Annotated in this window: 23 protein-coding genes; 17 read left to right on the top strand and 6 right to left on the bottom strand. The window is 63.1% G+C overall.

The window, feature by feature from the left end:
* Nucleotides 1-44: 44 nt before the first annotated feature.
* Entirely contained in the window at nt 45-812 is a 768-nt protein-coding gene (gene queC, locus ABY454_RS08610) for a 7-cyano-7-deazaguanine synthase QueC (protein ID WP_372929855.1), read from the bottom strand.
* A 79-nt stretch (nt 813-891) separates the two neighbouring features.
* On the opposite strand from queC, the gene eno reads away from it, so the two are divergent.
* The 5 genes from eno to ABY454_RS08585 all read left to right on the top strand — a co-directional run bounded on the left by eno (nt 892) and on the right by ABY454_RS08585 (nt 6,194).
* Nucleotides 892-2,169 (top strand): phosphopyruvate hydratase, encoded by a 1,278-nt coding sequence (gene eno / locus ABY454_RS08605; RefSeq protein WP_372929854.1) that lies wholly within the window; start codon nt 892-894, stop codon nt 2,167-2,169.
* A gap of 72 nt (nt 2,170-2,241) precedes the next feature.
* The gene (locus tag ABY454_RS08600) at nt 2,242-2,565 is read left to right on the top strand and encodes a septum formation initiator family protein (protein ID WP_372929853.1); all 324 of its coding nucleotides are present in this window, start codon (nt 2,242-2,244) and stop codon (nt 2,563-2,565) included.
* Between the two features lie 131 nt (nt 2,566-2,696).
* Nucleotides 2,697-3,710: a pyruvate dehydrogenase (acetyl-transferring) E1 component subunit alpha gene (gene pdhA / locus ABY454_RS08595; RefSeq protein ID WP_372929859.1), complete on the top strand. Its 1,014-nt coding sequence runs from the start codon at nt 2,697-2,699 to the stop codon at nt 3,708-3,710.
* Between the two features lie 13 nt (nt 3,711-3,723).
* Nucleotides 3,724-5,139, top strand: coding sequence for a pyruvate dehydrogenase complex E1 component subunit beta (locus tag ABY454_RS08590; RefSeq protein ID WP_372929851.1), 1,416 nt, complete (start codon nt 3,724-3,726; stop codon nt 5,137-5,139).
* Entirely contained in the window at nt 5,136-6,194 is a 1,059-nt protein-coding gene (locus ABY454_RS08585; protein ID WP_372929849.1) for a 2-oxo acid dehydrogenase subunit E2, read from the top strand. The genes ABY454_RS08590 and ABY454_RS08585 overlap by 4 nt, the downstream gene beginning before the upstream one ends.
* A gap of 6 nt (nt 6,195-6,200) precedes the next feature.
* Here the strand turns inward: ABY454_RS08585 and ABY454_RS08580 are convergent, their stop codons facing one another.
* Complete coding sequence (locus ABY454_RS08580) at nt 6,201-7,430, bottom strand: DNA polymerase IV (protein ID WP_372929848.1); 1,230 nt, start codon at nt 7,428-7,430, stop codon at nt 6,201-6,203.
* An 82-nt stretch (nt 7,431-7,512) separates the two neighbouring features.
* Here ABY454_RS08580 and ABY454_RS08575 point away from each other — a divergent pair, with 82 nt between their 5' ends.
* The 6 genes from ABY454_RS08575 to ABY454_RS08550 are packed head-to-tail and all read left to right on the top strand — an operon-like array spanning nt 7,513 to nt 11,588.
* Complete coding sequence (locus ABY454_RS08575; RefSeq protein ID WP_372929846.1) at nt 7,513-8,103, top strand: N-acetyltransferase family protein; 591 nt, start codon at nt 7,513-7,515, stop codon at nt 8,101-8,103.
* Complete coding sequence (gene lpdA, locus ABY454_RS08570; protein ID WP_372929845.1) at nt 8,100-9,506, top strand: dihydrolipoyl dehydrogenase; 1,407 nt, start codon at nt 8,100-8,102, stop codon at nt 9,504-9,506. Before ABY454_RS08575 ends, lpdA begins: the two co-directional genes overlap by 4 nt.
* Before the next feature lie 51 nt (nt 9,507-9,557).
* The gene (locus tag ABY454_RS08565) at nt 9,558-9,791 is read left to right on the top strand and encodes a GlsB/YeaQ/YmgE family stress response membrane protein (RefSeq protein ID WP_372929844.1); all 234 of its coding nucleotides are present in this window, start codon (nt 9,558-9,560) and stop codon (nt 9,789-9,791) included.
* 33 nt (nt 9,792-9,824) lie between these two features.
* Nucleotides 9,825-10,106: a GlsB/YeaQ/YmgE family stress response membrane protein gene (locus tag ABY454_RS08560; protein WP_372929842.1), complete on the top strand. Its 282-nt coding sequence runs from the start codon at nt 9,825-9,827 to the stop codon at nt 10,104-10,106.
* 7 nt (nt 10,107-10,113) lie between these two features.
* Complete coding sequence (gene lipA / locus ABY454_RS08555; protein WP_372929840.1) at nt 10,114-11,076, top strand: lipoyl synthase; 963 nt, start codon at nt 10,114-10,116, stop codon at nt 11,074-11,076.
* 20 nt (nt 11,077-11,096) lie between these two features.
* Nucleotides 11,097-11,588 carry a type II toxin-antitoxin system RatA family toxin gene (locus ABY454_RS08550; RefSeq protein WP_372929838.1) on the top strand — a complete coding sequence of 164 codons (492 nt, stop codon included), beginning with the start codon at nt 11,097-11,099 and terminating at the stop codon, nt 11,586-11,588.
* On the opposite strand, the gene ABY454_RS08545 is transcribed toward ABY454_RS08550, so the two are convergent.
* Both ABY454_RS08545 and ABY454_RS08540 read right to left on the bottom strand, forming a co-directional pair.
* The gene (locus tag ABY454_RS08545) at nt 11,562-12,047 is read right to left on the bottom strand and encodes a CinA family protein (RefSeq protein WP_372929857.1); all 486 of its coding nucleotides are present in this window, start codon (nt 12,045-12,047) and stop codon (nt 11,562-11,564) included. The two genes, ABY454_RS08550 and ABY454_RS08545, sit on opposite strands and share 27 nt — an antisense overlap.
* A 5-nt stretch (nt 12,048-12,052) precedes the next feature.
* Nucleotides 12,053-13,258: a bifunctional 2-C-methyl-D-erythritol 4-phosphate cytidylyltransferase/2-C-methyl-D-erythritol 2,4-cyclodiphosphate synthase gene (locus ABY454_RS08540; protein WP_372929836.1), complete on the bottom strand. Its 1,206-nt coding sequence runs from the start codon at nt 13,256-13,258 to the stop codon at nt 12,053-12,055.
* Nucleotides 13,259-13,443: 185 nt separating this feature from the next.
* On the opposite strand from ABY454_RS08540, the gene ABY454_RS08535 reads away from it, so the two are divergent.
* The 6 genes from ABY454_RS08535 to hflX all read left to right on the top strand — a co-directional run bounded on the left by ABY454_RS08535 (nt 13,444) and on the right by hflX (nt 21,773).
* Nucleotides 13,444-14,589 (top strand): nitrogen regulation protein NR(II), encoded by a 1,146-nt coding sequence (locus ABY454_RS08535; protein ID WP_372929834.1) that lies wholly within the window; start codon nt 13,444-13,446, stop codon nt 14,587-14,589.
* Between the two features lie 5 nt (nt 14,590-14,594).
* Nucleotides 14,595-16,037, top strand: coding sequence for a nitrogen regulation protein NR(I) (gene ntrC, locus ABY454_RS08530; protein ID WP_372929832.1), 1,443 nt, complete (start codon nt 14,595-14,597; stop codon nt 16,035-16,037).
* 221 nt (nt 16,038-16,258) lie between these two features.
* Complete coding sequence (locus tag ABY454_RS08525) at nt 16,259-18,556, top strand: ATP-binding protein (protein ID WP_372929830.1); 2,298 nt, start codon at nt 16,259-16,261, stop codon at nt 18,554-18,556.
* Nucleotides 18,546-19,943: a sigma-54-dependent transcriptional regulator gene (locus ABY454_RS08520; RefSeq protein ID WP_372929828.1), complete on the top strand. Its 1,398-nt coding sequence runs from the start codon at nt 18,546-18,548 to the stop codon at nt 19,941-19,943. Before ABY454_RS08525 ends, ABY454_RS08520 begins: the two co-directional genes overlap by 11 nt.
* Nucleotides 19,944-20,111: 168 nt before the next feature.
* Nucleotides 20,112-20,366 carry an RNA chaperone Hfq gene (gene hfq / locus ABY454_RS08515; protein ID WP_372929826.1) on the top strand — a complete coding sequence of 85 codons (255 nt, stop codon included), beginning with the start codon at nt 20,112-20,114 and terminating at the stop codon, nt 20,364-20,366.
* A gap of 66 nt (nt 20,367-20,432) precedes the next feature.
* Nucleotides 20,433-21,773 (top strand): GTPase HflX, encoded by a 1,341-nt coding sequence (gene hflX, locus ABY454_RS08510; RefSeq protein WP_372929824.1) that lies wholly within the window; start codon nt 20,433-20,435, stop codon nt 21,771-21,773.
* A 9-nt stretch (nt 21,774-21,782) separates the two neighbouring features.
* Here hflX and mazG read toward each other — a convergent pair whose 3' ends face one another.
* The gene (gene mazG, locus ABY454_RS08505) at nt 21,783-22,604 is read right to left on the bottom strand and encodes a nucleoside triphosphate pyrophosphohydrolase (protein ID WP_372929822.1); all 822 of its coding nucleotides are present in this window, start codon (nt 22,602-22,604) and stop codon (nt 21,783-21,785) included.
* A gap of 169 nt (nt 22,605-22,773) precedes the next feature.
* Nucleotides 22,774-24,357, bottom strand: a complete 1,584-nt coding sequence (locus tag ABY454_RS08500; RefSeq protein ID WP_372929820.1) for a leucyl aminopeptidase — start codon at nt 24,355-24,357, stop codon at nt 22,774-22,776.
* Nucleotides 24,358-24,557 lie beyond the last annotated feature (200 nt).

Genomic DNA, 24,557 nt, shown 5'->3' with positions numbered 1-24,557 from the left:
CGCAACCCACCTGAACGCAGCCTGAACCAAGCGTTGTCTGGCGGTCACTTAGCGGCTTTGGTTGCGCGACCGCTGGAGGAGGCTTGCCATTCCCAATAGCCCTTGGCGCGGAGTTCGCAGGCCGGACATTCGCCGCAGCCATAGCCCCAATCGTAACGCGTGCCGCGCTCGCCTTTGTAGCAGGTGTGGGTTTCCTCGATGAGGATATGAACCAGCGCCTCGCCGCCGACCTCTTGGGCGAGGTCCCAAGTCTGTGCCTTCGACAACCACATCAATGGCGTCTCGATGACAAACGGTGCATCCGTCCCGAGCGCGATGGATTCTTGCAACGCCCGCAACGTCGCGTCGCGGCAGTCGGGATAGCCGGAATAGTCCGTCTCGCACATACCCCCGACAAGCACATTCAACCCGCGCCGATAACCGAGCGCGGCGGCGTAGACGAAGAACGCGAGATTGCGGCCCGGCACGAAGGAGGAGGGGAGCCCGGAGTCCAGCATGACGATTTCGGCGTCGCTCGTCAGGGCCGTGTCGCCGATCGCGCCAAAGCTCGAAATATCGATCATATGATCGGGGCCGAGCCGCTTCGCCCAATCCGGAAAATGCCGTTCGATCGCCGCACGGACCCGAACGCGGCACTCGAGCTCGACGCCGTGGCGCTGGCCGTAGTTGAAGCCGACGGTCTCCACGCGTTCATAGCGATCAAGCGCTTGGGCGAGGCAAACGGTCGAGTCCTGGCCGCCTGAGTGCAGCACCAGCGCGCTTTTTTTGGCGTCTGACGTCTTTTCCGGCATCGGGTCGATCTCTCGCGGCATGGGAGCGCGGTTACATATACGCCTTCCGCTTCTCCGCCGCCTAGGCTAAGACGGCCCAAATTCTAAAAGGGGTTCCCGTATGACTGCCATCGCCAATATCGTCGGCCGTGAAATCCTAGATAGCCGCGGCAATCCGACCGTCGAGGTCGATGTCGTGCTTGAGGGCGGCCATCATGGCCACGCCGCCGTCCCGTCCGGCGCTTCGACCGGCGCCCACGAGGCGCATGAACTCCGCGACGGGGGCACCCGCTATGGCGGCAAGGGCGTGCAGAAGGCGGTAGAGGCCGTCAATGGCGAGATCCGAAAAGCCCTCGATGGCTTCGACGCCGACGACCAGCGCGGCCTCGATAAGCTGCTCTGCGATCTGGACGGCACCGAGAACAAGAAACGGCTCGGCGCCAACGCCATTCTGGGCGTCTCGCTGGCGGCGGCCAAGGCGGCGGCAAGCTCTCACGAGCAGCCGCTGTACCGGTATCTCGGTGGCGAAGAGGCGACCTTGCTGCCCGTACCGATGATGAACATCGTCAATGGCGGCATGCATGCCGACAACCCAATCGACTTTCAGGAATTCATGATCGTACCGGTCGGCGCCCCCAGCATTGCCGAGGCGGTCCGCATGGGCGCAGAGATTTTCCATACGCTGAAAGCCGACCTGAAGGCGGCCGGCTACGGCACCGCGGTCGGAGACGAGGGCGGCTTCGCGCCTAATCTCGCCTCGACCCGCCAGGGGCTCGACTTCGTCATGGAGTCGATCGGCAAGGCCGGCTACCACCCGGGCAAGGACGTGTACCTCGCGCTCGATGTGGCCGCGACCGAGTTCTACAAGGACGGCAGCTACGTGCTCGCTAGCGAGAACCGGAGCCTCACGTCGGACGAGATGGCGGCCTATCTCGCAGATCTCGTGGCCAACTATCCAATCTTCTCCATCGAAGACGGCATGTCCGAGGACGATTGGGACGGCTGGCGCAGCTTGACCGAGATGCTTGGGTCCCGGGTGCAGCTCGTGGGCGACGACCTCTTCGTCACCAATGTCACACGCCTCCAGGAAGGCATTGACCGGAACATCGCCAACTCGATCCTCATCAAGGTCAATCAGATCGGCACGCTGTCCGAAACGCTGGACGCCGTAAAGATGGCCCATGACGCCGGCTATACAGCGGTGATGTCGCATCGCTCCGGCGAGACCGAGGACACCACCATCGCCGACCTGGCCGTGGCCACCAATTGCGGGCAGATCAAGACAGGCTCGCTTGCCCGCTCCGACCGCGTGGCGAAATACAATCAGCTCATCCGCATCGAAGAGGAGCTCGGGCCCCGCGCGCGCTACGCTGGCGCCGCCGTTTTGAGAACGGCGTAAAACTCGCCTCGTGGTAACCGCAACTTAACGCGTCCCGGCCGATCTTGGTGATTCGGTGTGTGGGGAGGGGTCATGCGGTTCCGGGCGTTTATCTTTCCGCTGCTTGCGTTGAGCGCAGGCGGCTATTTCGGATATCACCTGCAGAATGGCGACCACGGCCTGACGTCCCATGCCGACCTCGAGCGGCGTAAGGACGTGCTCGAAGGCGAGCTCGCTGGCTTGCGCGAAGTCCGTTTGCGCATCGAGCGTGACGTTGCGCTGCTTGAGCCCGATAGTCTCGATCCGGACATGCTGGATGAGCGCGCCCGCGCCATTCTCAACCTCGCCCATCGCGACGATCTCGTCATGATGAAGCGGCGTGCGCCCGATCCCACTGGGCCATTGCGCAAGCCTTGATCGCTTAAGGTCTGATCGCCTTTTTGCCTGCTTCGAACTCGTGCTAGCTTTTTCGAAGGCGCGCCGTATTGAGTCGAAGGAGGCCAGGAGTGAACAGCCCAAGCCTGACGCCGGGAGCGGCCAACTTCTGGATGGACCAGAAGCCATTCGAAACTCCGGCTTCAGCGCCGCCGAAAGGCGCACCCCTCGCGGTCGAGGACGAGCTCAACGCCTATCGCGACATGCTGCTGATCCGCCGCTTCGAGGAGAAGGCGGGGCAGCTCTACGGCATGGGTTTCGTGGCCGGCTTCTGCCACCTCTATATCGGCCAAGAGGCCGTGGTCACCGGCATGACGATGGCGATCAAGCCTGGCGACCAAATCGTCACCGCCTATCGCGATCACGGCCACATGCTCGCCACCGGCATGGACCCCAAGGGCGTCATGGCCGAGCTCACGGGCCGCGCCCATGGCTACTCCAAGGGCAAAGGCGGCTCGATGCACATGTTCTCCGTGGAGAGAAACTTCTTCGGTGGTCACGGTATCGTCGGCACGCCGGCGCCACTCGGCACCGGGATCGCGTTCGCCAATAAATATCGCGACAACGGCAATGTCTGCATGGCCTTCTTCGGCGAAGGCGCGGCCAATCAAGGCCAGGTCTATGAGAGCTTTAACATGGCGTCCCTGTGGAAGCTGCCGATCGTCTATGTCATCGAGAACAACCACTATGCGCTTGGCACATCCGTCGAGCGCGCCAGCGCCGAGTGGAAGGAGCTTCATCATCGCGGGCTCGCCTTCGGCATTCCCGGCGAGGAAATCGACGGCATGGACGTGGCGATGGTGAAAGCGGCGGGCGAATGGGCACTCGCGCATGCCCGCGAAGGAAAAGGTCCTGTCATCATCGAAGCCCTGACCTACCGCTATCGTGGTCACTCGATGTCCGACCCGGCAAAGTACCGCACGCGGGAAGAAGTGCAGGATATGCGTCAGCATCACGATCCGATCGAGCTGGTGCGCAAACGTCTGCTCGATGCGGGAAAAAGCGAGGACGAATTGAAAGCGATCGACCGCGACATCCGCGCCGTCGTGAATGAGGCGGCGGAGTTCGCGCAAAGCGATCCCGAACCCGACCCATCCGAGCTCTACACCGACGTGGTGGCGACGTGAGCGCGAACCGCTAATGTCGACAGAAATTCTCATGCCCGCGCTTTCGCCCACTATGGAGGAGGGCACGCTTGCCAAATGGCACGTGCGCGAAGGCGACGTAGTCCATGCGGGCGACGTCATCGCCGAGATCGAGACCGACAAAGCCACCATGGAGGTCGAGGCGATCGACGACGGCACGCTCGACAAGATCTTGGTGCCCGAAGGTGCGGAGCATATTCCGGTCAACCAGCCCATCGCCATTCTGATGACAGAGGGCGAAGACGACGTGTCCGCCATCGAGGTGATGTCGCAAGCGGCACCTGCTGACGCTTTTCAGGCCCCGCCACCGCCGCCCGATCTCGGCGAAGCCAAACCGCTCGTGGAGGCGGTGCCCGCAGGTCCGGAAACTGCGCCCGAGGAGCCGAAGCCGGATGCCGAAGTGCCGGCCGGCGCAGGACTGATCACCCAGTCCGTGCGTGAGGCCTTGCGCGATGCCATGGCCGAAGAGATGCGCCGCGACACGGACGTCTTCGTCATGGGCGAAGAGGTCGCCGAATACCAAGGCGCCTACAAGGTCACGCAAGGGCTGCTGGAGGAATTTGGCGCGCGCCGCGTGATCGACACGCCGATCACCGAGTACGGCTTTGCCGGTGTGGGTGTCGGCGCGGCCTTCGCAGGCCTCAGACCCATCGTGGAGTTCATGACGTGGAATTTCGCCATGCAGGCCATCGACCACATCGTCAACTCGGCGGCAAAGACGCACTATATGTCCGGCGGACAAATGCATTGTCCCATCGTGTTTCGCGGACCGAACGGTGCGGCGGCCCGCGTCGCCGCCCAACACAGTCAAGATTTCTCCGCGTGGTACGCGCATATCCCGGGCTTGAAGGTCATCGCACCTTACGCGGCCGCCGACGCCAAGGGCCTCCTCAAGGCCGCCATCCGTGACAACTCTCCCGTGGTGTTCCTGGAGAACGAGCTGCTCTATGGCCAGAGCGGCGAGGTGCCGAACTCCGAGGACTTTGTCCTGCCCATCGGCAAGGCCCGTATCGCGCGCGAAGGCAAGGACGTGACACTCGTGTCGTATTCGCGGGGGCTCGCCTACACTCTCGACGCCGCCGAGCACTTGGCGGGCGAGGGCATCGAGGCCGAAGTCATTGACCTGCGCACGTTGCGGCCCCTCGACATCGACACCGTCGTGGCGTCGGTCAAAAAGACCAACCGCCTGGTGACAGTGGAGGAGGGGTGGTCCGTCTGCTCGATCGGCTCCGAAGTATGCGCGCAAGTGGCAAACCAAGCCTTCGACTATCTGGACGCCCCGCCATTGCAGATCTCAGGCGCCGACGTGCCGATGCCGTATGCGGCGAACCTGGAGAAGCTGGCGCTGCCTTCCGTGGCGCAGGTCGTGAAGGCGGCAAAAGCCGTCTGCTACCGGGAGCAGGGCTCGTGAGCACGCCCACCGACGATACCCGCATGCCCGACGGCTCACCGGAACACGTGATGGACCGCATCGCCGAGCAGATCAGGGCCAACGGCAACGGACACGCAAAGCGCATCTTTGCCTCGCCATTGGCGCGGCGGCTGGCGCGGACACGCGGGCTAGACCTTGCAAGCATTACCGGCTCCGGTCCCCATGGACGCATCGTCAAGGCGGATATCGAACGCGCTGAAGCCGCGCCGCGTACAGAACCGGAGGCCGTCGCGCCGGAGAAGCCCGTGCCCACTCGCGAGGTCGTCCCCGCACCAACGACGGCGCCGGTCGCGGGCCTTTCCGACGAACAGATCCTCGCGCTCTACCAGCCTGGCACCTATGAACTCGTGCCGCATGACACGATGCGGCGCTTTGTTGCCGAGCGGCTGTCCCTCGCCAAGCAAACCATTCCGCATTTCTATCTCAACATCGAATGCGAAATCGACGCGTTGCTCGCCGCGCGCGCACGCATGAACGAGATGGCGCCCAACGAAGGCTCGCGCGCCTTCAAACTGTCGGTGAACGACTTCATCATCAAGGCGATGGCCATGGCGCTGCAAACCGTGCCCGCCGCCAACGCCACCTGGACGGAAGAAGGCATTCTGCGCCATCGCGCCTCCGACATTGCCGTCGCCGTGGCGCTCGAAGGCGGCGGCCTACATACGCCGGTCGTGCGCAGTGCCGAGGTCAAAAGCCTGTCGGAAATCTCCAACGAAATGCGCGACCTGTCTGCACGCGCGCGGACCAAGCGTCTCGCGCCGCATGAGTATCAGGGCGGGGTCACGACCGTTTCCAATCTCGGCATGTACGGCATCGACAGTTTCGAGGCGATTATCAACCCGCCACAATCCTCGATCCTCGCCGTCGGCCGGGGCGAGAAGAAGCCCGTTATCAAAGACGACGCGGTCAAGATCGCCACCATGATGACCGCGACGCTGTCCGCGGACCATCGCGTGATCGACGGGGCTCTCGGCGCCGAGTTGCTCGCCGCCTTCAGGTCCTATATCGAAGACCCCGTCACCATGCTGGTGTAGGGCCGGTCAGTCCTCCAAAATTTCATCGTCCAGGAAATCGAGATTTGGCGCGAGCGTCGCAGCGCGCTCCGCACCGAGTTCCTCGCCCCGCTGCACCACCTTGCCGCCGAACCGCGTGGCAAGCCCATCGATCGCCACCTCAAGCTGTCGCCTGCGCCCGAACGTGTCGAACAGGCCGGCTTGCGCAGTGGCGCCTGCTGGCGCGAGATCGTAGGCGACCATGCCAACAAGGCGGAAGGGGCCGGAATGGCCGAAAGCGCCGAGCAGCTCCTCACCAGTCACGTAGAGCTGGTCTGCGACATCCGTCGGTTCCGCGAGCTGTTTCTGCCGCGTCAGGCTCTTGAAGTCCGCGGTCTTGAGTTTGACGCCGACGCCGCACGCAACAAGCCCTTTGGCGCGCAGTCGCCGCGCAATCTTGTCGGCCGAACGGCGCAGATGTCGCTTGATCTCACCTTTATCGCGCACGTCGCAGGCAAGCGTGTTCTCCGAGCCGATACTCTTTGACTTTCTGCCGCCGTCGACGCGGCGCGGGTCCGTCGCTTGGGCCAGCGTGTAGAAGTGAAGGCCGAGCTTGCCGAGCTTGTCGACCAGAAGTTTGGGATCGGCATCGGCAACGTCGCCGATCGTACGCAAGCCGAGCGCAACGAGGCGCGGCTCGGTCTTCGCGCCTGCGCCCCATAGGCGCGCGACCGGCATCGGCGCCAGCCACGCCTTGGCGCTGTCCGGCGGGACCACCGTGAGACCGTCGGGCTTTTGGTGCGCACTTGCGACCTTGGCCACGTATTTCGTGGCCGATACTCCGACCGAGGCGGTCAAACCGCCGGTCGCCTCCCGGATCGCCTCCTTCAGGCGATTGCCCATCGTTTCGGGATCGCCGAACAGCCGCTCCGAGCCCGTCATCTCAATAAAGGCCTCGTCCAGGCTTAGAGGTTCCACCTCGGGAGAGAAGTCCCCGAACAACCGCATGATGGCAGCGGAAATCTCCTGGTACCGCTCGAAGCGCGGCGGCACGACAACCGCATTCGGGCACAGCCGGCGCGCCTTCACCATCGGCATGGCGCTGCCAACCCCGAAGGGCCGCGCCTCATAGCTCGCGGTGAGAACCACCCCGCGCGCGCGCGCTGACCCCACCAAGAGGGGTTTTCCCCGCAAAGTGGGATCATCCAACTGCTCCACCGCCGCATAGAAGGAATCCATGTCGGCATGGGCGACGATGCGCGGCCAATCCCCGTGCAAGCGACTCATCCTTCGAGTTTAGACCAACCGCCGGCGACTTTCCCGGCTTGGTCTGCCACCATGCTGGTGTAGGCTCGGCTAAATGGCTGCCGCACCGACATTACGCCCTGCGACGCTTGCGGACGCATCCGCGCTGGCCGTGCTGGTCGACATCGCCGGCGAAGGCATTCCGACGGGCTTCTGGCAGGAGCTGGCCGGGCCGGGCCACTCGGTGCTGGAGGTTGGACGGGACCGCGCCCGCCGCGAGGAAGGCGGCTTCTCCTATCGTCACGCCACCATTGCCGAGATCGGCGGCGAGGTGGTCGCCGGCCTGATCGTCTATCCACTCGACGATCCGTACGATCTCACCCTCGATGACGTGCCGGCACATGTTCACCCGCTATTGCGGTTGGAGGCCCAAGCCCCTGGGTCGTGGTACGTGAACGTCCTCACCACGTTCCAGGAATTCCGTGGTCAGGGCATTGGACGCGCGCTCTTGGAGGTCGCCGAAAAGAGAGCGTACGCAGCCGGCGCCAGCACGATGAGCATTATTGTCGGCAGCTGGAACGAAGGGGCAGAGCGTCTTTATCAGCGCGCCGGCTATGAAAGGATCGCCTCCGAACCAGCCATCCTGCCCGCCGGTTTTCCCCAAAGCGGCGACTGGCTGCTCCTGACCAAGCCGGTCGCGCCATGACAGACACGGAATTCGATCTCGTCGTCATCGGCGCCGGCCCCGGCGGCTATGTCGCTGCGATCCGCGCCGCACAACTCGGCATGAAAACAGCGGTTGTGGAGCGCGACCGGCTCGGCGGCATCTGCCTCAACTGGGGCTGCATCCCCACCAAGGCGCTGCTGCGGACTTCCGAGCTCTATCACCAGATGCAGAACGCGGAGGCCTTCGGGCTTCGCGCCGACAATGTCGGCTTCGATCTCTCCAAGGTGATCGCGCGCAGCCGTGCAGTCGCGGAGAAACTTTCGAACGGCGTCGCCTATCTCATGAAGAAGAACAACATCCCCGTCATCGACGGCACGGCAAAGCTGGAAGGGCGGGGGCGCGTCGCGCTCACCGGCAAAAACGGTGAAACGCTAACGTCGCTCACAGCCAAGCACATCATCATCGCCACGGGCGCGCGGGCGAAGACACTTCCCGGGCTTGAGCCGGACGGCAAACATGTGTGGACCTACAAAGAAGCCATGGTGCCGGAGACGTTCCCGCGCTCGCTTCTGATCGTCGGCTCCGGCGCCATCGGCATCGAGTTCGCGAGTTTCTACCGCACACTCGGCGCGCAAGTCTCCGTCGTCGAAATGCTGGACCGCATCCTACCCGCCGAGGACGAGGATATCTCACGTCTCGCGCACAAGGCCTTCAAGAAGCAAGGCATCGCCATCCGCACCGGCACCACAGTGGAGCGCATGGTCCCCGGTGCCGACGGCGTCACTGTGACCCTCAAGGCCGAAGACGGCAGCACGGCCAAAGGCGTGGTGGAACGCGTCATTCTCGCAATCGGCATCATCGGCAATGTCGAGGGACTTGGCCTCGAAGAGCAGGACGTCGCAATCGAGCGCGGCCATATCGTCGTGGATGAGTGGTGCCGCGCCGGCGCGTCCGGTCTCTATGCGATCGGCGACGTGGTCGGACCGCCCTGGCTCGCGCACAAGGCCATGCATGAAGGCGTCATGTGCGTCGAGAAGATCGCGGGGCTCGACGGCGTCCACCCCATGGACAAGGCCAACATCCCGGCCTGCACCTACTGCGCGCCGCAAGTGGCCAGCCTTGGCCTCACCGAGACGGCCGCGCAAGAAGCCGGTTACGACATCAAGGTCGGCCGCTATCCCTATTTGGCCAACGGCAAGGCGATTGCGATGGGGGAGGCGGAAGGCCTGATCAAGACGATTTTCGATGCCAAGACGGGGGCGCTGCTCGGCGCGCATATGATCGGCGCCGAGGTGACAGAGCTCATTCAGGGCTTCGCCATCGGCAAGACGCTGGAGACGACCGAAGCGGAATTGATAAACACTGTCTTCCCCCATCCGACTTTGTCGGAGATGATGCACGAATCGGTGCTCGACGCCTTCGGGCGTGCCCTCCACATCTAGTCGGACCCGTAGGGAGCGCTCCAGAGCACGCGCAACAACGGGAGGACTACTATGGGCTTGATTATCTTTCTTGTTATCGGCCTGATCGCCGGTGTGCTCGCTTCCTACATCATGGGCAAGAAGCAGGATTTGCTGCTGAATCTGCTGGTTGGCGTCGTCGGCGCCGTCGTCGGCGGCCTGCTGGCCGGGCTGGTTGGCCTCGGCGCGACCGGTCTGATCGGCCAGATCATCATCGCCACGGCCGGCGCGATCATTTGCCTGTGGGTGTGGCAACGCATCCGCTAGACGATCAATCCAAACTGAAAGAGGAGGGCTATTATGGAAGGCCATGGTCTACTGTCGATGCCCGGTGTGGGCTTTATCGGCATGCTTATCATCGGCATTCTCGCCGGATACATCGCCGAGAAGGTCACGGCGAGCGATCACGGGCTGTTCACCAATCTACTCGTCGGCATCGCCGGCTCGTTTGTCGGTGGCAATCTCGCCAGACTCTTGAACGTCGAGTTTTATGGCTGGCTGGGCAATTTGATCGTGGCGACAATCGGCGCGGTTCTTCTGATCTGGATTTGGCGCCGAGTGGTGGGCACCTCGTCAGGCTGAGTAAGCGATGGTAACTCTGATCGACACGGTCAGTTCGGTGAAGGCGCGGCCGCGCCATCCAGAAAAGGCGCGGCTGCCCGACACTCCTGTTGTCCGCAAACCGCCGTGGATCCGGGTCAAGGCGCCCGGCGCGCGCGCGTTCGATGCAACGCGCCAAGTGCTTCGCGAGCACCGCCTCAACACGGTGTGCGAGGAGGCGGCCTGTCCCAATATCGGTGAATGCTGGGACAGGCGTCACGCCACGGTGATGATCATGGGCGAGGTCTGCACGCGGGCCTGCGCCTTCTGCAACGTGACGACCGGGAAGCCGTCGCATCTCGATCCAGACGAGCCTGCCCGCGTCGCCGGCGCCATCGCCGCACTCGACCTCAACCATGTCGTCGTGACCTCGGTCGACCGGGACGATCTAAAGGACGGCGGCGCCACGCATTTCGCCAAGACCATCACCGCGATCCGTCACGCCGCGCCGAACACCACGGTGGAGGTCTTGACGCCGGACTTTATGCGGAAGGACGGCGCGCTTGAGATCGTCATCGCCGCTGCGCCCGATGTGTTCAATCACAACGTCGAGACGGTGCCGTCGCTTTACCGGCGCATTCGCCCCGGCGCGGACTACCGCCATTCGCTCGCACTTCTGAGGCGAGCCAAGACGCAGGACCCAAGCGCTTTCACCAAGTCGGGGATCATGGTGGGTCTCGGCGAGACCGACGCGGAGATCGAAGGCGTGATGGACGACTTGCGCGCAGTGGACGTCGATTTTCTCACCATCGGCCAATATCTTCAGCCAACGCGCAAGCACGCGGCCATCGACCGCTTTGTCACGCCGGAGATGTTCGGCTCGTATCGGCGCCTTGCCGAAGACAAAGGATTCTTGCTTGTGGCGTCGAGCCCGCTGACACGATCCTCCTATCACGCCGCCGAAGATTTCGAGCGGCTCAAGGACGCCCGCCAAGCCACATTCAGCGCCTAGGCGAGAACCACCGCTCCATCATGCACGTCTACGAAGTCAAACACCCTGTGGCACACTCCGCGGACGACATGTATGCGCTCGTCGCAAGCGTCGAGACATACCCGCAATTCCTACCGCTGGTCGAAGCGCTTCAAGTCACGCGGCGAGAGCAGGACGGCGACAAGCCCGTGCTCATCGCCACAATGCAAGTCGGCTACAAGCTGATCCGCGAGAGCTTCACGACGAAGGTGACGCTCAATGCGGAGACCCGCGAGATCTTGGTCGAGTATCTCGATGGTCCGTTCTCGCACCTCGAGAACCGCTGGCGATTTCTGCCGCGCACCGACGGCAGCTCCGAGATCGACTTCTACATCGCCTACAGCTTTCGCTCGCGCATGTTCGAGCACGTGGTCGGCGGGTTGTTTGACAAAGCTGTCAGGAAATACACCGACGCGTTCGAGACACACGCCGACGCCGTCTATGGGCGCAAAGACGTTATGGTTGCGTCAAAAGAGGGCACCCAGCAGAGCTAGCGCCTTTTCCACGCTGCGCCGCCGGATTTCGTCCCGGCCCACATCACCGAACAGAACGCGCTCATGATGCATGGGGCCGTCGGGACGGCCTGCCGCAAAGTGCACGAGACCCACGGGTTTCTCGGGCGTCCCGCCGCTCGGTCCCGCGATCCCGGTGACAGCAACAGCCAAGCTCGCATTGCTGTGTGTCAGCGCACCGCCCGCCATAGCTCGCGCCACCTCCTCGCTGACGGCACCATGTTTCTCGATCAGCCAATAGGGGACGCCCAGCATCTCGCTCTTCGAAGTATTGGAGTAGGTGACGAAGCCACGATCGAACACGTCCGAAGAGCCCGGGACCGCAGTGAGGGCCGCGGCGACAAGCCCGCCGGTGCAAGATTCCGCGGTGGCGATAAATTCGCCATTGGCCCGCGCTGCCTCGAGCAGCGCGGCAGCCTGCCCGACCAGATCCTTGTCGATCTCGCTCACGGCAACCGCACCGTCGCCATCGCCATCGCAGCGATGCCTTCGTTTCGGCCGACGAAGCCAAGGCCCTCATTCGTCGTCGCTTTGATGCTCACCTGCGAAACGTCAGTTCCAACAATTTCAGCGATACGGGTCCGCATCTTGTCCCGATGGGGTCCGATGCGCGGCGCCTCGCAAAGAAGCGTCACGTCCATGTAGACGATCTCGCCGCCGGCCTGCCGCACCTTGTCCGCCGCCGCTTTCAAGAAAATGTCCGACGATGCGCCACGCCAACGCTCATCCGATGGCGGGAAGTGCGTCCCGATATCCCCATCGGCAATCGTGCCGAGCAGCGCGTCGGTCAGCGCATGCAAAGCCACATCGGCATCGCTATGTCCCACGAGGCGTTTGTCATGCGGAATACTGACGCCGCATAGGATCACCGCATCGCCAGGCCCCAAAGCATGTACGTCGTAGCCGCTTGCGACCCGCACCGTGCCGCCAGCCGTCTCATTCCCGGTTCGCAACATCTCGTCAGCGATCTTGAGATCCTTCGCCGTGGTCAGCTTGCGATTATGCTCGGAGCCCTCGACCAGCGCCACATCGATGCCGGACCATTCGGCAACGGCGGCATCGTCGGTGAAGTCGAGCGTGGAGTCGCGCGCCGCAGCGCGGTGTGCATCGAGGATCGCATCGAATTTGAATCCTTGCGGGGTTTGCGCGCGCCACAGCCCAGCGCGCGCCACCGTACCGACAATGCGCCCGGCCTCACTGCGCTTCAGCGTATCGGTGACGGGCAGACAGGGTAGAGCACCGGCATCGGTCTTAAGGCCGTCGATCACCCGTGTGATCAGCGCCGCATCGACCAAGGGCCGCGCCGCGTCGTGGATCAACACGCCGCCGGGCTGACGTTCCACCAGGGCTTCAAGCCCGGCGCGCACGCTATCCTGCCGGCGCGCACCGCCTTCGACCGGATCAAGGAGACGCCCCTCGAATGCAGCGCTCGCGGCGGCATAAAGGGCGCGATCGTCCCGGTGAATGACCACCAGAACGTCATCGACTAAGGGGTGCTCCACAAAGGCCTCAACCGTGCGGGCGAGCATCGGCACCCCGCCAATCGGGCAATATTGCTTCGGGCACTCAGCGCCGCCCGCCGCCCGGTTGCCACGCCCCGCCGCCACAATGATGCTGGCAATTTTCACCTTGAGCCCCTCTGCAATCGTCAAAAATAGCAGAAACCGGCGCCGTTAAGCCCCTGAGGATAAATATTGCACTGCGGCAAAAGGAGTGTTGCTCCGTCGAAAAAACACTCGTATCTTGCCTAATAATAGATCAGTGACTACGGGTGCCCAACTTTTGCGCATCCGCGACGGGCATGGCGAGACCGCGAGGTATATAGGCTTTGAGCCCCGTGACCAAAAAACCCGGCCCCCGGCGCAAGGAACAGACGAGGGGGGTTCCTTGCGAGGCGCTTCTCGATGGCTTGCCGCATCCGCTCCTGGTGATCGGGCAAGACCATGCCATCACCTACGTGAACACGGCCGCCGAGGACTTCTTTCAAATGAGCGCCGGCGTTTTATGCCGAAGCACGCTTCCGGACGTCGTCGCCTTTGGCAGCCCCCTGGTCGCGCTCGTCGAGCAAGTGGAGCGCCATGGCACCACGGTCAACGAGTATGGCGTGGAACTTGGGTCGTTCCGCTTCGAAGCGCCGAAGCTCGTCGATCTCTACGGCGGTCCTGTTGGCGAGACGCCGGGCAGCGTCATGGTCATGCTCCAGCAGCGCAGCATGGCGCAGATGATCGAGCGGCAACTCACCCATCGCGGCGCCGCGCGTTCCGTGTCCGGTCTTGCCGCCGTCCTTGCGCATGAAATCAAGAACCCGCTGTCCGGCATTCGCGGAGCCGCGCAGCTCCTGGAGAGCGACGTCCCGGAAGGCGACCGGACCTTGACCCAGCTGATCTGTGCGGAATCCGATCGCATCTGCAAACTCGTCGACCGCATGGAGATCTTCGGCGACGAGCGGCCCATCCAACTGGAACCGGTCAACATCCACGACGTGCTCGACCACGTGAAGCAGGTGGCAAACACTGGCTTCGCTAGTCACATCAAGATCGTAGAGAGCTACGACCCGTCGCTGCCGCCTGTCCCCGGCAACCGAGACAAGCTCATTCAGGTCTTCCTCAATCTCGTGAAGAACGCCGCCGAGGCCATCGGCGAAGATCGGGCCGACGGCCAGATCACGCTGACCACGTCGTTCCGCCCGGGCGTGCGGCTCTCGGTTCCCGGCAGCAAGGCGCGTGTCAGTCTGCCCCTCGAAATCGCCGTCGAGGACAACGGCGGCGGAGTGTCCGGCGAACTCCTGCCGCATCTTTTCGATCCGTTTGTCTCCACCAAGCCGTCAGGCACGGGGCTCGGACTGGCCCTCGTGGCCAAGATCATTGGCGACCATGGGGGAATCATCGAATGCGACTCACGCCCCCGATGCACGGTCTTTCGGGCGCTGATGCCCATGGCCGAGAAGGAAGCCAAGCAGATGATAGAAGCAACGCAGGCATAAGAAAAATGGGCAAAGGCAATATCCTCATCGCGGACGACGACGCTGCGATCCGAACAGTTCTCAACCAAGCACTGGCCCGCGCCGGCTATGCCCCGCGCGCAACCGGCAATGCCGCAACGCTGTGGCGCTGGATTAGCCAAGGGGAAGGGGACTTGGTGATCACGGACGTCGTCATGCCGGACGAGAACGCGTTCGACCTCATTCCCCGTATTAAGAAGCTGCGGCCGGATCTGCCCATTATCGTCATGAGCGCGCAGAACACCTTCATGACCGCCATCAGCGCGGCTGAACGTGGCGCCTACGAGTATCTGCCGAAACCATTCGATCTGAACGAACTCGTCTCAGTCGTCGGCCGCGCTTTGTCCGAGCCGCGCAAGCGAGCTCCGCGTCTGTCCGCCGAGCCGACAGACGGCATGCCCCTCATCGGCCGGTGTCCGGCCATGCAGGAGATTTATCGAATCCTGGCGCGTCTGACCCAAACCGATCTGACGGTGATGATCGCGGGCGAGTCCGGCACGGGCAAAGAGCTCGTCGCCCGCGCGCTCCATGAATACGGCAAGAGGCGCAACGGTCCGTTTGTCGCGATCAACATGGCGGCGATCCCCCGCGAGCTGATCGAGTCGGAATTGTTCGGGCACGAGAAGGGCGCCTTCACGGGCGCGCAGACACGTCACGTCGGACGCTTCGAACAAGCCGAAGGCGGTACGCTGTTTCTCGACGAGATCGGCGACATGCCAATGGAAGCGCAGACGCGACTCTTACGCGTGCTGCAAGAGGGGGAGTACACCACCGTCGGCGGCCGCACCCCAATCCGCACCAATGTCCGGATCGTCGCCGCGACCAACCGTGAACTGCAGCAGCAAATCGACCAGGGTCTGTTCCGCGAGGATCTCTATTACCGGCTGAACGTCGTGCCGCTCAGGCTGCCGCCCTTGCGCGAACGTCTTGAAGATATTCCCGACCTCGTGCGCCACTTTCTCTCCATCGCGGAGAAGGAAGGGCTTCCGCCCAAGGGCTTCGAGCCCGCCGCCATCGAACGGCTCAAGCGCTACCACTGGCCGGGCAATGTGCGCGAGCTTGAGAACTTGGTGAGGCGTCTATCGGCGGTCTATGCCCAAGACATCGTCACCGACGAGATGGTGGAAAGCGAGCTGGCCACTGCCGCCCGCGCACCGTATTCCGAGAACGCCGAAACCACCGGCGACCTTTCGGAGTCCGTGGAGCATTTTCTCGCAGACTACTTCATGGGTTTCGGTCAGGACCTTCCCCCCGCTGGCCTTTACACGCGCATCTTGCGCAAAGTGGAGTTTCCGCTGATTACCGCCGCGCTTGCCGCCACCAGAGGCAACCAAATTCGCGCTGCCGATCTCCTTGGACTCAATCGCAATACGCTGCGCAAGAAGATCCGCGACCTCGGCATCAAGGTCATCCGCACGCCGAGCGCTTAGCCTGGTCAATTCGGGCGCAGGCCCCCATATCTCCTAACGGCTGAGGTTGTGGCTGGCATGTCGCCAAAGCGCCACATTGTGATTTTATTGCACCACAGCTGAGGCGGACGCGCCACGCGGCAAGTCCCGGTGCGCCCGGGTTTGCCTGCAGGAGACCCAGGGGAAAACGGTTGAGCAGCGTCTTCCAAACCTCTACAGAACAACAGAAAAACAAGGGACCTTTGCGCCCGCCATCTGCCGGTGGCCCGCAAGAAGGCCCAAGCGGCCGCCGCCGCCTGCGTTTCACGCTCGGCCTGATCATCATGGTCCTGGCGTTGTGCTCAGGCCTCGCGACCTATCTCATCCTCACCGGTCTGACCCCCATCCTGCCCACCCAAACGGTGGTCGTTGGGGTGCTGCTCATCAACTCGCTCCTCGTCCTTGCCATGCTGGCGCTCATCGCCTGGCAGGTCGCTGGGCTATGGATCGCCAGACGCCGCCACGTGGCCGGCGCGCAACTTCACATTCGCATTGTCAGCCTGTTCAGCGTGATCGCCATCGTGCCGGCGATCCTCCTTGCCGTCTTCGCCAGCGTGTCGCTCGACCGCGGCCTCGATCACTGGTTCTCATCACGCACCAAATCGATCATCAAGAACTCGATCGACGTCGCCACGGCTTACTTGCAAGAGCACGGACAGGTGATCCGCGCCGATGCACTCGGTATGGCGCAGGACATCGATGAGGCCGTGGAACTCGTCAAGGCGCGCCCGCAAGGCTTCGGCAATTTCCTCAAGGCCCAAGCCGCCATTCGATCGCTTCCGGGCGCCTTTATAATCGACGAGAAAGGCAAGGTGCTCGCGACCGCTGCGTCGGTCCCCGATTTCGAATACCGGGCACCGCCGGAAGAGGCCATGGGGCTCGCCAAGAAGGGCCAAGTCATCGTGATCGCGCCAGGGCAGACCAGCATGGTGGGCGCGATCAAGAGCCTGGACAACTTCGACAACACATATCTCTACGTCATCCGGCCCGTGAACGCGCGCGTACTGCAACAACTCCGCGCTACGCGCGCCAACGTAGCCGAGTATCAATTGCTCGAGCAGCGCCGCGCCGGCGTGCAAGTTGCTTTCGGGCTCATGTATGTGGCGATCGCGCTCACGCTACTCTTGTCGGCCATCTGGATCGGTATGTGGTTCGCCAACCGCCTTGTCGCCCCGATCGGTCAGTTGATGGGCGCGGCCGAAGAAATCAGCCACGGCAATCTCGGTGTCGAGGTCGCCGTCAATCCAGCCGACGGCGATCTTGCGACGCTCGGCACCTCGTTCAACACCATGGCCTCCGAGCTCAAGACCCAGCGTGACGAGCTGGTGGGCGCCAACGCGACCCTCGATGAACGCAACCGCTTCATGGAGGCGGTGCTGTCCGGCGTCACCGCAGGCGTGGTCGGAGTCGACGCCGACGGCACGGTCAATCTCGTGAGCCGCTCCGCGCAGGATCTTTTGGGCGTCAAGGAAGACAAACTCACCGGCAAGAAGCTGGCGGAGGCCGTGCCACAATTCGGCCCGCACATCAAACGGGCCCAGAAGCAGGGCAGGCGCCTTGCCACCGACCAGATCACGCTGCGCCGGGCCGGCTCGGAACGGAACTTCGCCGTCCGTGTCACCAGCGAAGGCGCGGGCCAGGGCTATGTCGTGACCTTCGACGACATCACCGAGCTTGTCAGCGCCCAGCGCAGCACGGCCTGGGCCGACGTCGCGCGCCGCATCGCGCACGAGATCAAGAACCCGCTCACGCCCATCCAGCTGTCCGCCGAGCGTATTCGCCGCAAATACGGCAGCGCCATCACCAAGGACCGCGAGATCTTCGACCAGTGTACCGACACCATCATCCGCCAAGTGTCGGATATCGGCCGCATGGTCGATGAGTTCTCCGCCTTCGCGCGCATGCCGAAGCCGGTCATGGAGATGCACGACGTGCGCGAGATCGTGCGCGAGGCCGTCTTCCTGTTCCAGGTAAGCCGGCCCGATATCGAGTTCCAGATGGACTTGCCGGACAAGCCGGTCATGACCATGTCTGATCAGCGCCTGCTTACCCAGGCTGTGACGAACCTCGTGAAGAACGCCAGCGAAGGAATTGATTCTGCGGTAGAGGCGGACCCGGCACGCAAAGACACCGGCCACATCACGGCGAAGGTGGGGACCAAGGGAGACCGCATCCACATCACGATCATCGACAATGGCTGCGGCTTGCCGAAAGAGAACCGCGAGCGCCTGGTCGAGCCTTACATGACCACGCGCGTCAAAGGCACAGGACTTGGACTAGCCATCGTGCAGCGCATCACTGAGCAGCACGGCGGCAAAATACAATTGGCCGATGCGCCCAAGCGCAACGGCAAAGTGGAAGGGGCGTCAGTGCGAATGGACCTGCCGATTGTGGCGCGGGAGGAGGCGGAGACGGACGTGGAGTCCGACGATGCCCCTTCGGCCAAAGCGAGCGGATCCACGCCGGCCGAGGAGGAAGAGGGAGTAACCCATGGCGTCTGATATCTTGGTCGTCGACGACGAAGCCGATATCAGGGAACTGATCTCAGGTATCCTTGAGGACGAAGGACACGCGACACGTCTCGCCAAGGACAGCGACGAGACTTTGAAGCAAATCGAGGACCGGCGTCCGTCGCTCGTCATCCTCGACATCTGGCTTCAAGGATCGAAGCTTGATGGCCTTGATTTGCTCGATGCCATCAAGAAGGCCCACCCGGACCTTCCGGTGATCATCATCAGCGGCCACGGCAACATCGAAACCGCGGTGGCGGCCATCCAGCGCGGCGCGTACGACTACATCGAAAAGCCGTTTAAGGTCGACCGGCTGGTTCTCATCACCACGCGAGCGCTGGAAGCCTCCCGGCTGAAGCGCGAAAACCGCGAGCTGCGCGAACGCAGCACCTATTCTTTCGAGATGGTCGGTAAATCGGCGGCCATCGGCCAGCTGCGTCAGGCGATCGAGAAGGTCGCCCCGACCAATAGCCGCGTGTTGATCACGGGACCGTCCGGCTGCGGCAAAGAACTCGCCGCCCGCGTCATGCACGCCAAGTCGGCACGCGCCGATGGGCCGTTCGTTGTCCTCAACGCCGCGGCGATGGTGCCGGACCGCATGGAACTCGAGCTGTTCGGGACGGAGGAGGGGACCGGCTCCGCCCCCCGCAAGGTCGGCGCACTAGAGGAAGCCCATGGCGGCACGCTCTATATCGACGAAGTCGCCGACATGCCCCTCGAGACCCAAGCCAAGATCTTGCGGGTGCTCGTCGAGCAACGCTTTCAGCGCCTCGGCGGCGGAACGAAAGTGCATGTGGACGTGCGCGTGGTCTCTTCGACCAGCCACGATCTCCAAAAGGAGATCTCGGCCGGACGCTTGCGCGAAGACCTCTACCACCGCCTGAACGTGGTGCCGATCCGTGTGCCCGGCCTGCCCGAACGCCGTGAGGACGTGCCGGATCTGGTCCGGTACTTCGTGCAAACCATCTCCGTCGCCTCCGGCCTGCCGCCCCGGCGCATCGGCGAGGACGCCATGGCCGTGCTCCAATCTCACGAATGGCCAGGCAATGTCCGCCAGCTGCGCAACAACGTGGAACGCTTGATGATTCTTGTCGGCGGCGATGTCGACAGCATCGTCACGGCGGAGATGCTCCCCGACGAGATCGTCTCGCACGTGCCGCTCTCGCCAAACGGGGCCGGGGGCGAACACCTGATGTCGCTGCCTTTGCGCGACGCCAGGGAAATCTTCGAGCGCGAGTATCTCCTGGCCCAAGTCAACCGATTCGGCGGAAACATCTCCCGCACGGCCGAATTTGTCGGCATGGAACGCTCAGCCCTCCACCGGAAACTTCGGGCTCTCGGCGTCAATTCCAATGAAAGAAGCGCTGCCATGCGCTAGCATTTCCGCCGACTCGCTTCGCTTTTAGGGGCTGCTGCAAAGGGCATGGGAATCAGAACCCTTGCAGAAACACCTTGCGATCGCGTCTAATGCAATCCGGCGGCCGGTTGGAGCGATTCCGGCGCCATCCAACAAGCGTAAGCGTGGACCAAAGGGACGGGGAAGCCCATGGCAACTGAACGCACGCAAAGCCTGCAAGATACGTTCTTAAATCATGTTCGTAAGAGCAAGACGCCGCTGACCATCTTCCTGGTGAACGGTGTAAAGCTCCAAGGCGTCGTGACGTGGTTTGACAATTTCTGTGTGCTCTTGCGCCGAGACGGCCATTCACAGCTCGTATACAAGCATGCCATCTCGACCATCATGCCCGGTCAGCCGATCCAGCTGTCCGACATCACCGACGACGAAGGTGCGTCTGAATAATTGCGTCCTACCGACCCAAGACAGTTAAAGCGTAAGAAGGGCAAGGAAGAACGCAGCGCACGGGACATGCGCCGCGACGAGCGCGTGGGCGCGGTCGTGTTCGTGCCCATTCTCGCCAATAAGACCGCGAGCGCCAAGCGGGGCAGGGCCGGTGACGCGCCGGAGCGCACGCCGCAAGCTCGCCTGGACGAGGCGGTGGGCCTTGCAGCCGCCATCGATCTCGACGTGCGGGCGAGCGGCGTCGTGACCGTCGCCCAGCCGAAACCTGCAACTCTGTTTGGATCCGGCAAGGTCGAAGAGCTGGCAGGCATCGTCCGCGCCGAGGACGCCGCACTCGTCATCGTGGATCACCCGGTAACGCCCGTTCAACAGCGCAATCTTGAAACAGCCTGGAACGCGAAGGTCCTCGATCGCACCGGGCTGATCCTTGAGATTTTCGGCGAGCGGGCGCGCACGCGGGAAGGGCGCCTCCAAGTCGAGCTGGCCCATCTCGTCTATCAAAAAAGCCGCCTGGTCCGCTCCTGGACTCACCTTGAACGTCAACGCGGTGGCTTCGGCTTTCTCGGCGGCCCGGGCGAGACACAAATCGAAACCGACCGCCGCTTGCTCAGCGAACGCATCGACGTCATTCGAAAAGAGCTCGATCAAGTTCGCCGCACGCGCGCGCTACACCGCAAGTCGCGCCAGCGTGTGCCGTATCCGGCCGTGGCGCTGGTCGGCTATACGAACGCCGGCAAGTCCTCGCTGTTCAACACGCTGACCGGCGCCGAAGTTCTTGCGCAAGATATTCTGTTTGCCACGCTCGATCCGACGATCCGCGCACTGACCTTGCCGGGCGGATCGAAGGCCGTGCTCTCCGACACGGTGGGCTTCATTTCCGACTTGCCGACGGCGCTCGTCGCCGCGTTTCGCGCCACACTCGAAGAGGTTCAAGAGGCAGATCTGGTCCTGCATGTTCGCGATATCGCCGACGAGGCGAGCGCCAGCCAGCGCGCCGACGTGAACGCGGTCCTCGCCGATCTCGAAATCGATGCCGAGGCCGAGCCCGACCGGGTACTTGAGGTCTGGAACAAGGCGGACCTTCTCGATCCGGTCGCCCGCGAGCGCGCGCAAAACGAGGCACCGCGCTACGGCGCCAGTCTCGTCTCGGCCGTCAGCGGCTTCGGTCTCGATGCGCTTCTCGCCGAGATTGAACGTCGTCTCAACCGTCGACGTCAAACCGTGCAGATCAACGTCCAGCCGGAAGAAGGCGCGTTGTCGAACTGGATCTATGAGAATTGCGAGGTCATCGCCCGGTCCGATCTTGCCGACGGCGTCACGTCATTGAAGATCAGAGTTGCACCGGAGAAGCGCGATAGGCTGGCGCGCGTCGCCGGCCCATCGAGGCTCAAGGCGGCAGCCGAGTAGGGGGCGCACCTACTCTTTACGCTCGGCCTTTTTCGCCGCGTCCCACAAGTCATCCATCTCCTCCAGCGAGGACTCCCTCGGTCTTCGGCCTTGCTCAGCCAGCGCCGCCTCGATGTGCTCGAACCGCCGTACGAATTTTCTATTCGCGCCACGCAATGCCGCTTCCGGGTCAAGTCCGAGATGGCGCGCAACATTCGCCAACACGAACAGCAGGTCGCCGAATTCTTCCTCGACGGCCTGCGACGCCGCGTTCGCGGCGATTGCGTGCCGGAGCTCGCCGAGTTCCTCGTCGACCTTGGCCATCACCGGACCAAGGTCCGGCCAGTCGAAACCGACCTTCGCCGCGCGCTTCTGAAGTTTCACGGCGCGTGTCAAACCCGGCATGCCGGCGGGCACGCCGCTGAGGACGCTCTGGGATGTGGAATCCTCGCCGCACTCGGCTTTCTCTTCAGCCTTGATGCGGTCCCACAAATCGCTCGTCATGAACTCTTCGCGCCGCGAGGGATCCTCGAACACGTGCGGATGCCGCCGGATCATTTTGCTCGTGATGGCGTCCACGACGTCGGCAAAGGCGAAGCGCGACTGCTCCGACGCCATCTCCGCGTGATAGACGACCTGCAACAGGAGATCGCCGAGCTCGTCCTTGAGGCCGTCGAAGTCCTCACGCGCAATGGCGTCGGCGACCTCGTAAGCTTCCTCGATGGTGTAGGGGGCGATCGTCGCGAAACTCTGCTTCACGTCCCACGGACAGCCGGTGTCGGGATCGCGCAAACGCGCCATGACGGCGAGGAGATCGTCGAGATCGTACGTTTTCGGGCTGTCAGCGGCCATGACGAGGCCTCAAGGGGTCCGCGCGCAAAAACCTAAAATACGCTGCAAAATCAGGGTAATAGAGAATTCCGGCCAAATCCGTGCCCCACATCCCCGATTCGCATAAGGTATATTATGGAAAATATCCCATGTGGTGTTCCTGAGGTGGCGGCGCCGAAATGACGGCGCGCTACGACGCCTTCTTCCGCCTCGACTTGGCCCTCGACTTGGACTTCGACGCAGTCGATCGAGACGTGGCACTGCGCTCGTAGTGATCCTTGATCAGCTGATCGAGCAGCCGCACGCCAAAACCTGAGCCCCAACTCCGATTGATCTCGCTGTTCGCCGACGCCATGGCCGTGCCGGCCACGTCGAGATGCGCCCAGGGCGTTCCCTCTTTGACGAAGCGCTGCAGGAACTGCGCGGCGGAGATCGAACCGCCCCACCGTCCGCCGGTGTTCTTGATGTCGGCGACCTTCGACTCGATGAGCTTGTCGTATTTCGGTCCCAGCGGAAGCCGCCACAGCTTCTCGCCCGTCTCCTTGCCCGCTTCCGTCAGCCGCTCGGCGAGCTGGTCGTTGTTGGAGAACAGACCTGCGTGCTCCTTGCCGAGCGCCACCATGACGGCACCGGTCAGCGTCGCAAGGTTGACCACCGCCTTCGGTTTGAACTTCTCCTGCGCGTACCAGAGACAATCGGCGAGCACCATGCGGCCTTCGGCGTCGGTGTTCAGCACTTCGATCGTCGTGCCGGACATGCCGGTCACAACGTCTCCAGGCCGTGTCGCGATGCCACTGGGCATGTTCTCGACGAGCCCGATAACACCGACGGCGTTGACCTTCGCTTTGCGTTCGGCGAGCGCGAGCATGAGGCCGACGACGCAGGCCGCGCCTGCCATGTCACCCTTCATGTCCTCCATACCGCCCGCGGGCTTCAGCGAGATGCCACCTGTGTCGAAGGTCACACCCTTGCCGACGATGGCGATGGGCGCACCGCCCTTTGGCCCCGCGCCGTTCCATTTCATCACGACGACATGGCTCGGTCGCTCGCTACCCTGCCCGACCGCGAGCAATGACAGCATGCCGTGGCGTTTCAATGCTGCTTCGCTCAAGACCTCGACCTTCACGCCGGCCTTGGTGAGTTCCTTTGCGCGCTGTGCGAATTCCGCAGGGCCAAGCACGTTCGCCGGTTCGTTGACGAGATCGCGCGCCATGTTGACGCCATCGACAATGGCGCGGCTCGGCGTATAGGCCTGCCCCGCCGCGCGCGGATCGGCGCAATGCACGATGAGCTTCTTGAGCGACTTGTCGCTCGCGGCGCCGCGCGTCTTCTTCGGCTTGGACTTGTACTTTTTGAAGCTGTAGCCGCGCAGTGCAGCCCCCAGCGCAAAGGCCGCCACATCAGCAGGCGCGACGTCGCTCTTGACCGTCTCCAGATAAACGTTGGCCGTGGTCCCTTCCCGGCCGGTCAGCAAACCGCGCACCGTGCCGCCGAGATTGAGCCAATCTTCGTGGCCGTACGATGCAGGCTTGCCCAAACCCACCAACACAATGCGTGTGAACTTGGTGCCTTGCGGCGCAAGCACGTCGACGGTCTTACCCTTGGCGCCCTTGAACGTGGTGATTTGAATCGCCTTGGTCAGAAGCCCTTTGGTCTTCTTGTCGAGATCCTGTGCTGCGGGCGTCAGCTTGGCCCCCTCCTCTGCAAACACCACGGCGACACCGTCGCCGGCTGCACTCATGCTGGCGAAGGACAAGGCGGTCTGATCGGTCACGGAGAACTCCATCGATTGGTCGCGCCGGCGGGCTCAAATCGGCCGGCCAAAGCACACCGGCAAATCGCGCCCGCGCGCTTAGGTGATGCGGATTTGCAACAGCGGCAGGAAATACGTCGCCCTACCTAAGTCCTGCGTTGAGCGAAAGCAAGCCATTCGAAAAGGCCGAAATTCCGCCATGTTGGGCTGGTCAGAATCGT

Origin of the sequence: Methyloceanibacter sp. (assembly GCF_041573655.1) — a bacterium.
In the GTDB taxonomy this organism is placed as follows: Bacteria; Pseudomonadota; Alphaproteobacteria; order Rhizobiales; family Methyloligellaceae; genus Methyloceanibacter.
This window is presented reverse-complemented; position numbering and strand designations above follow the sequence as displayed.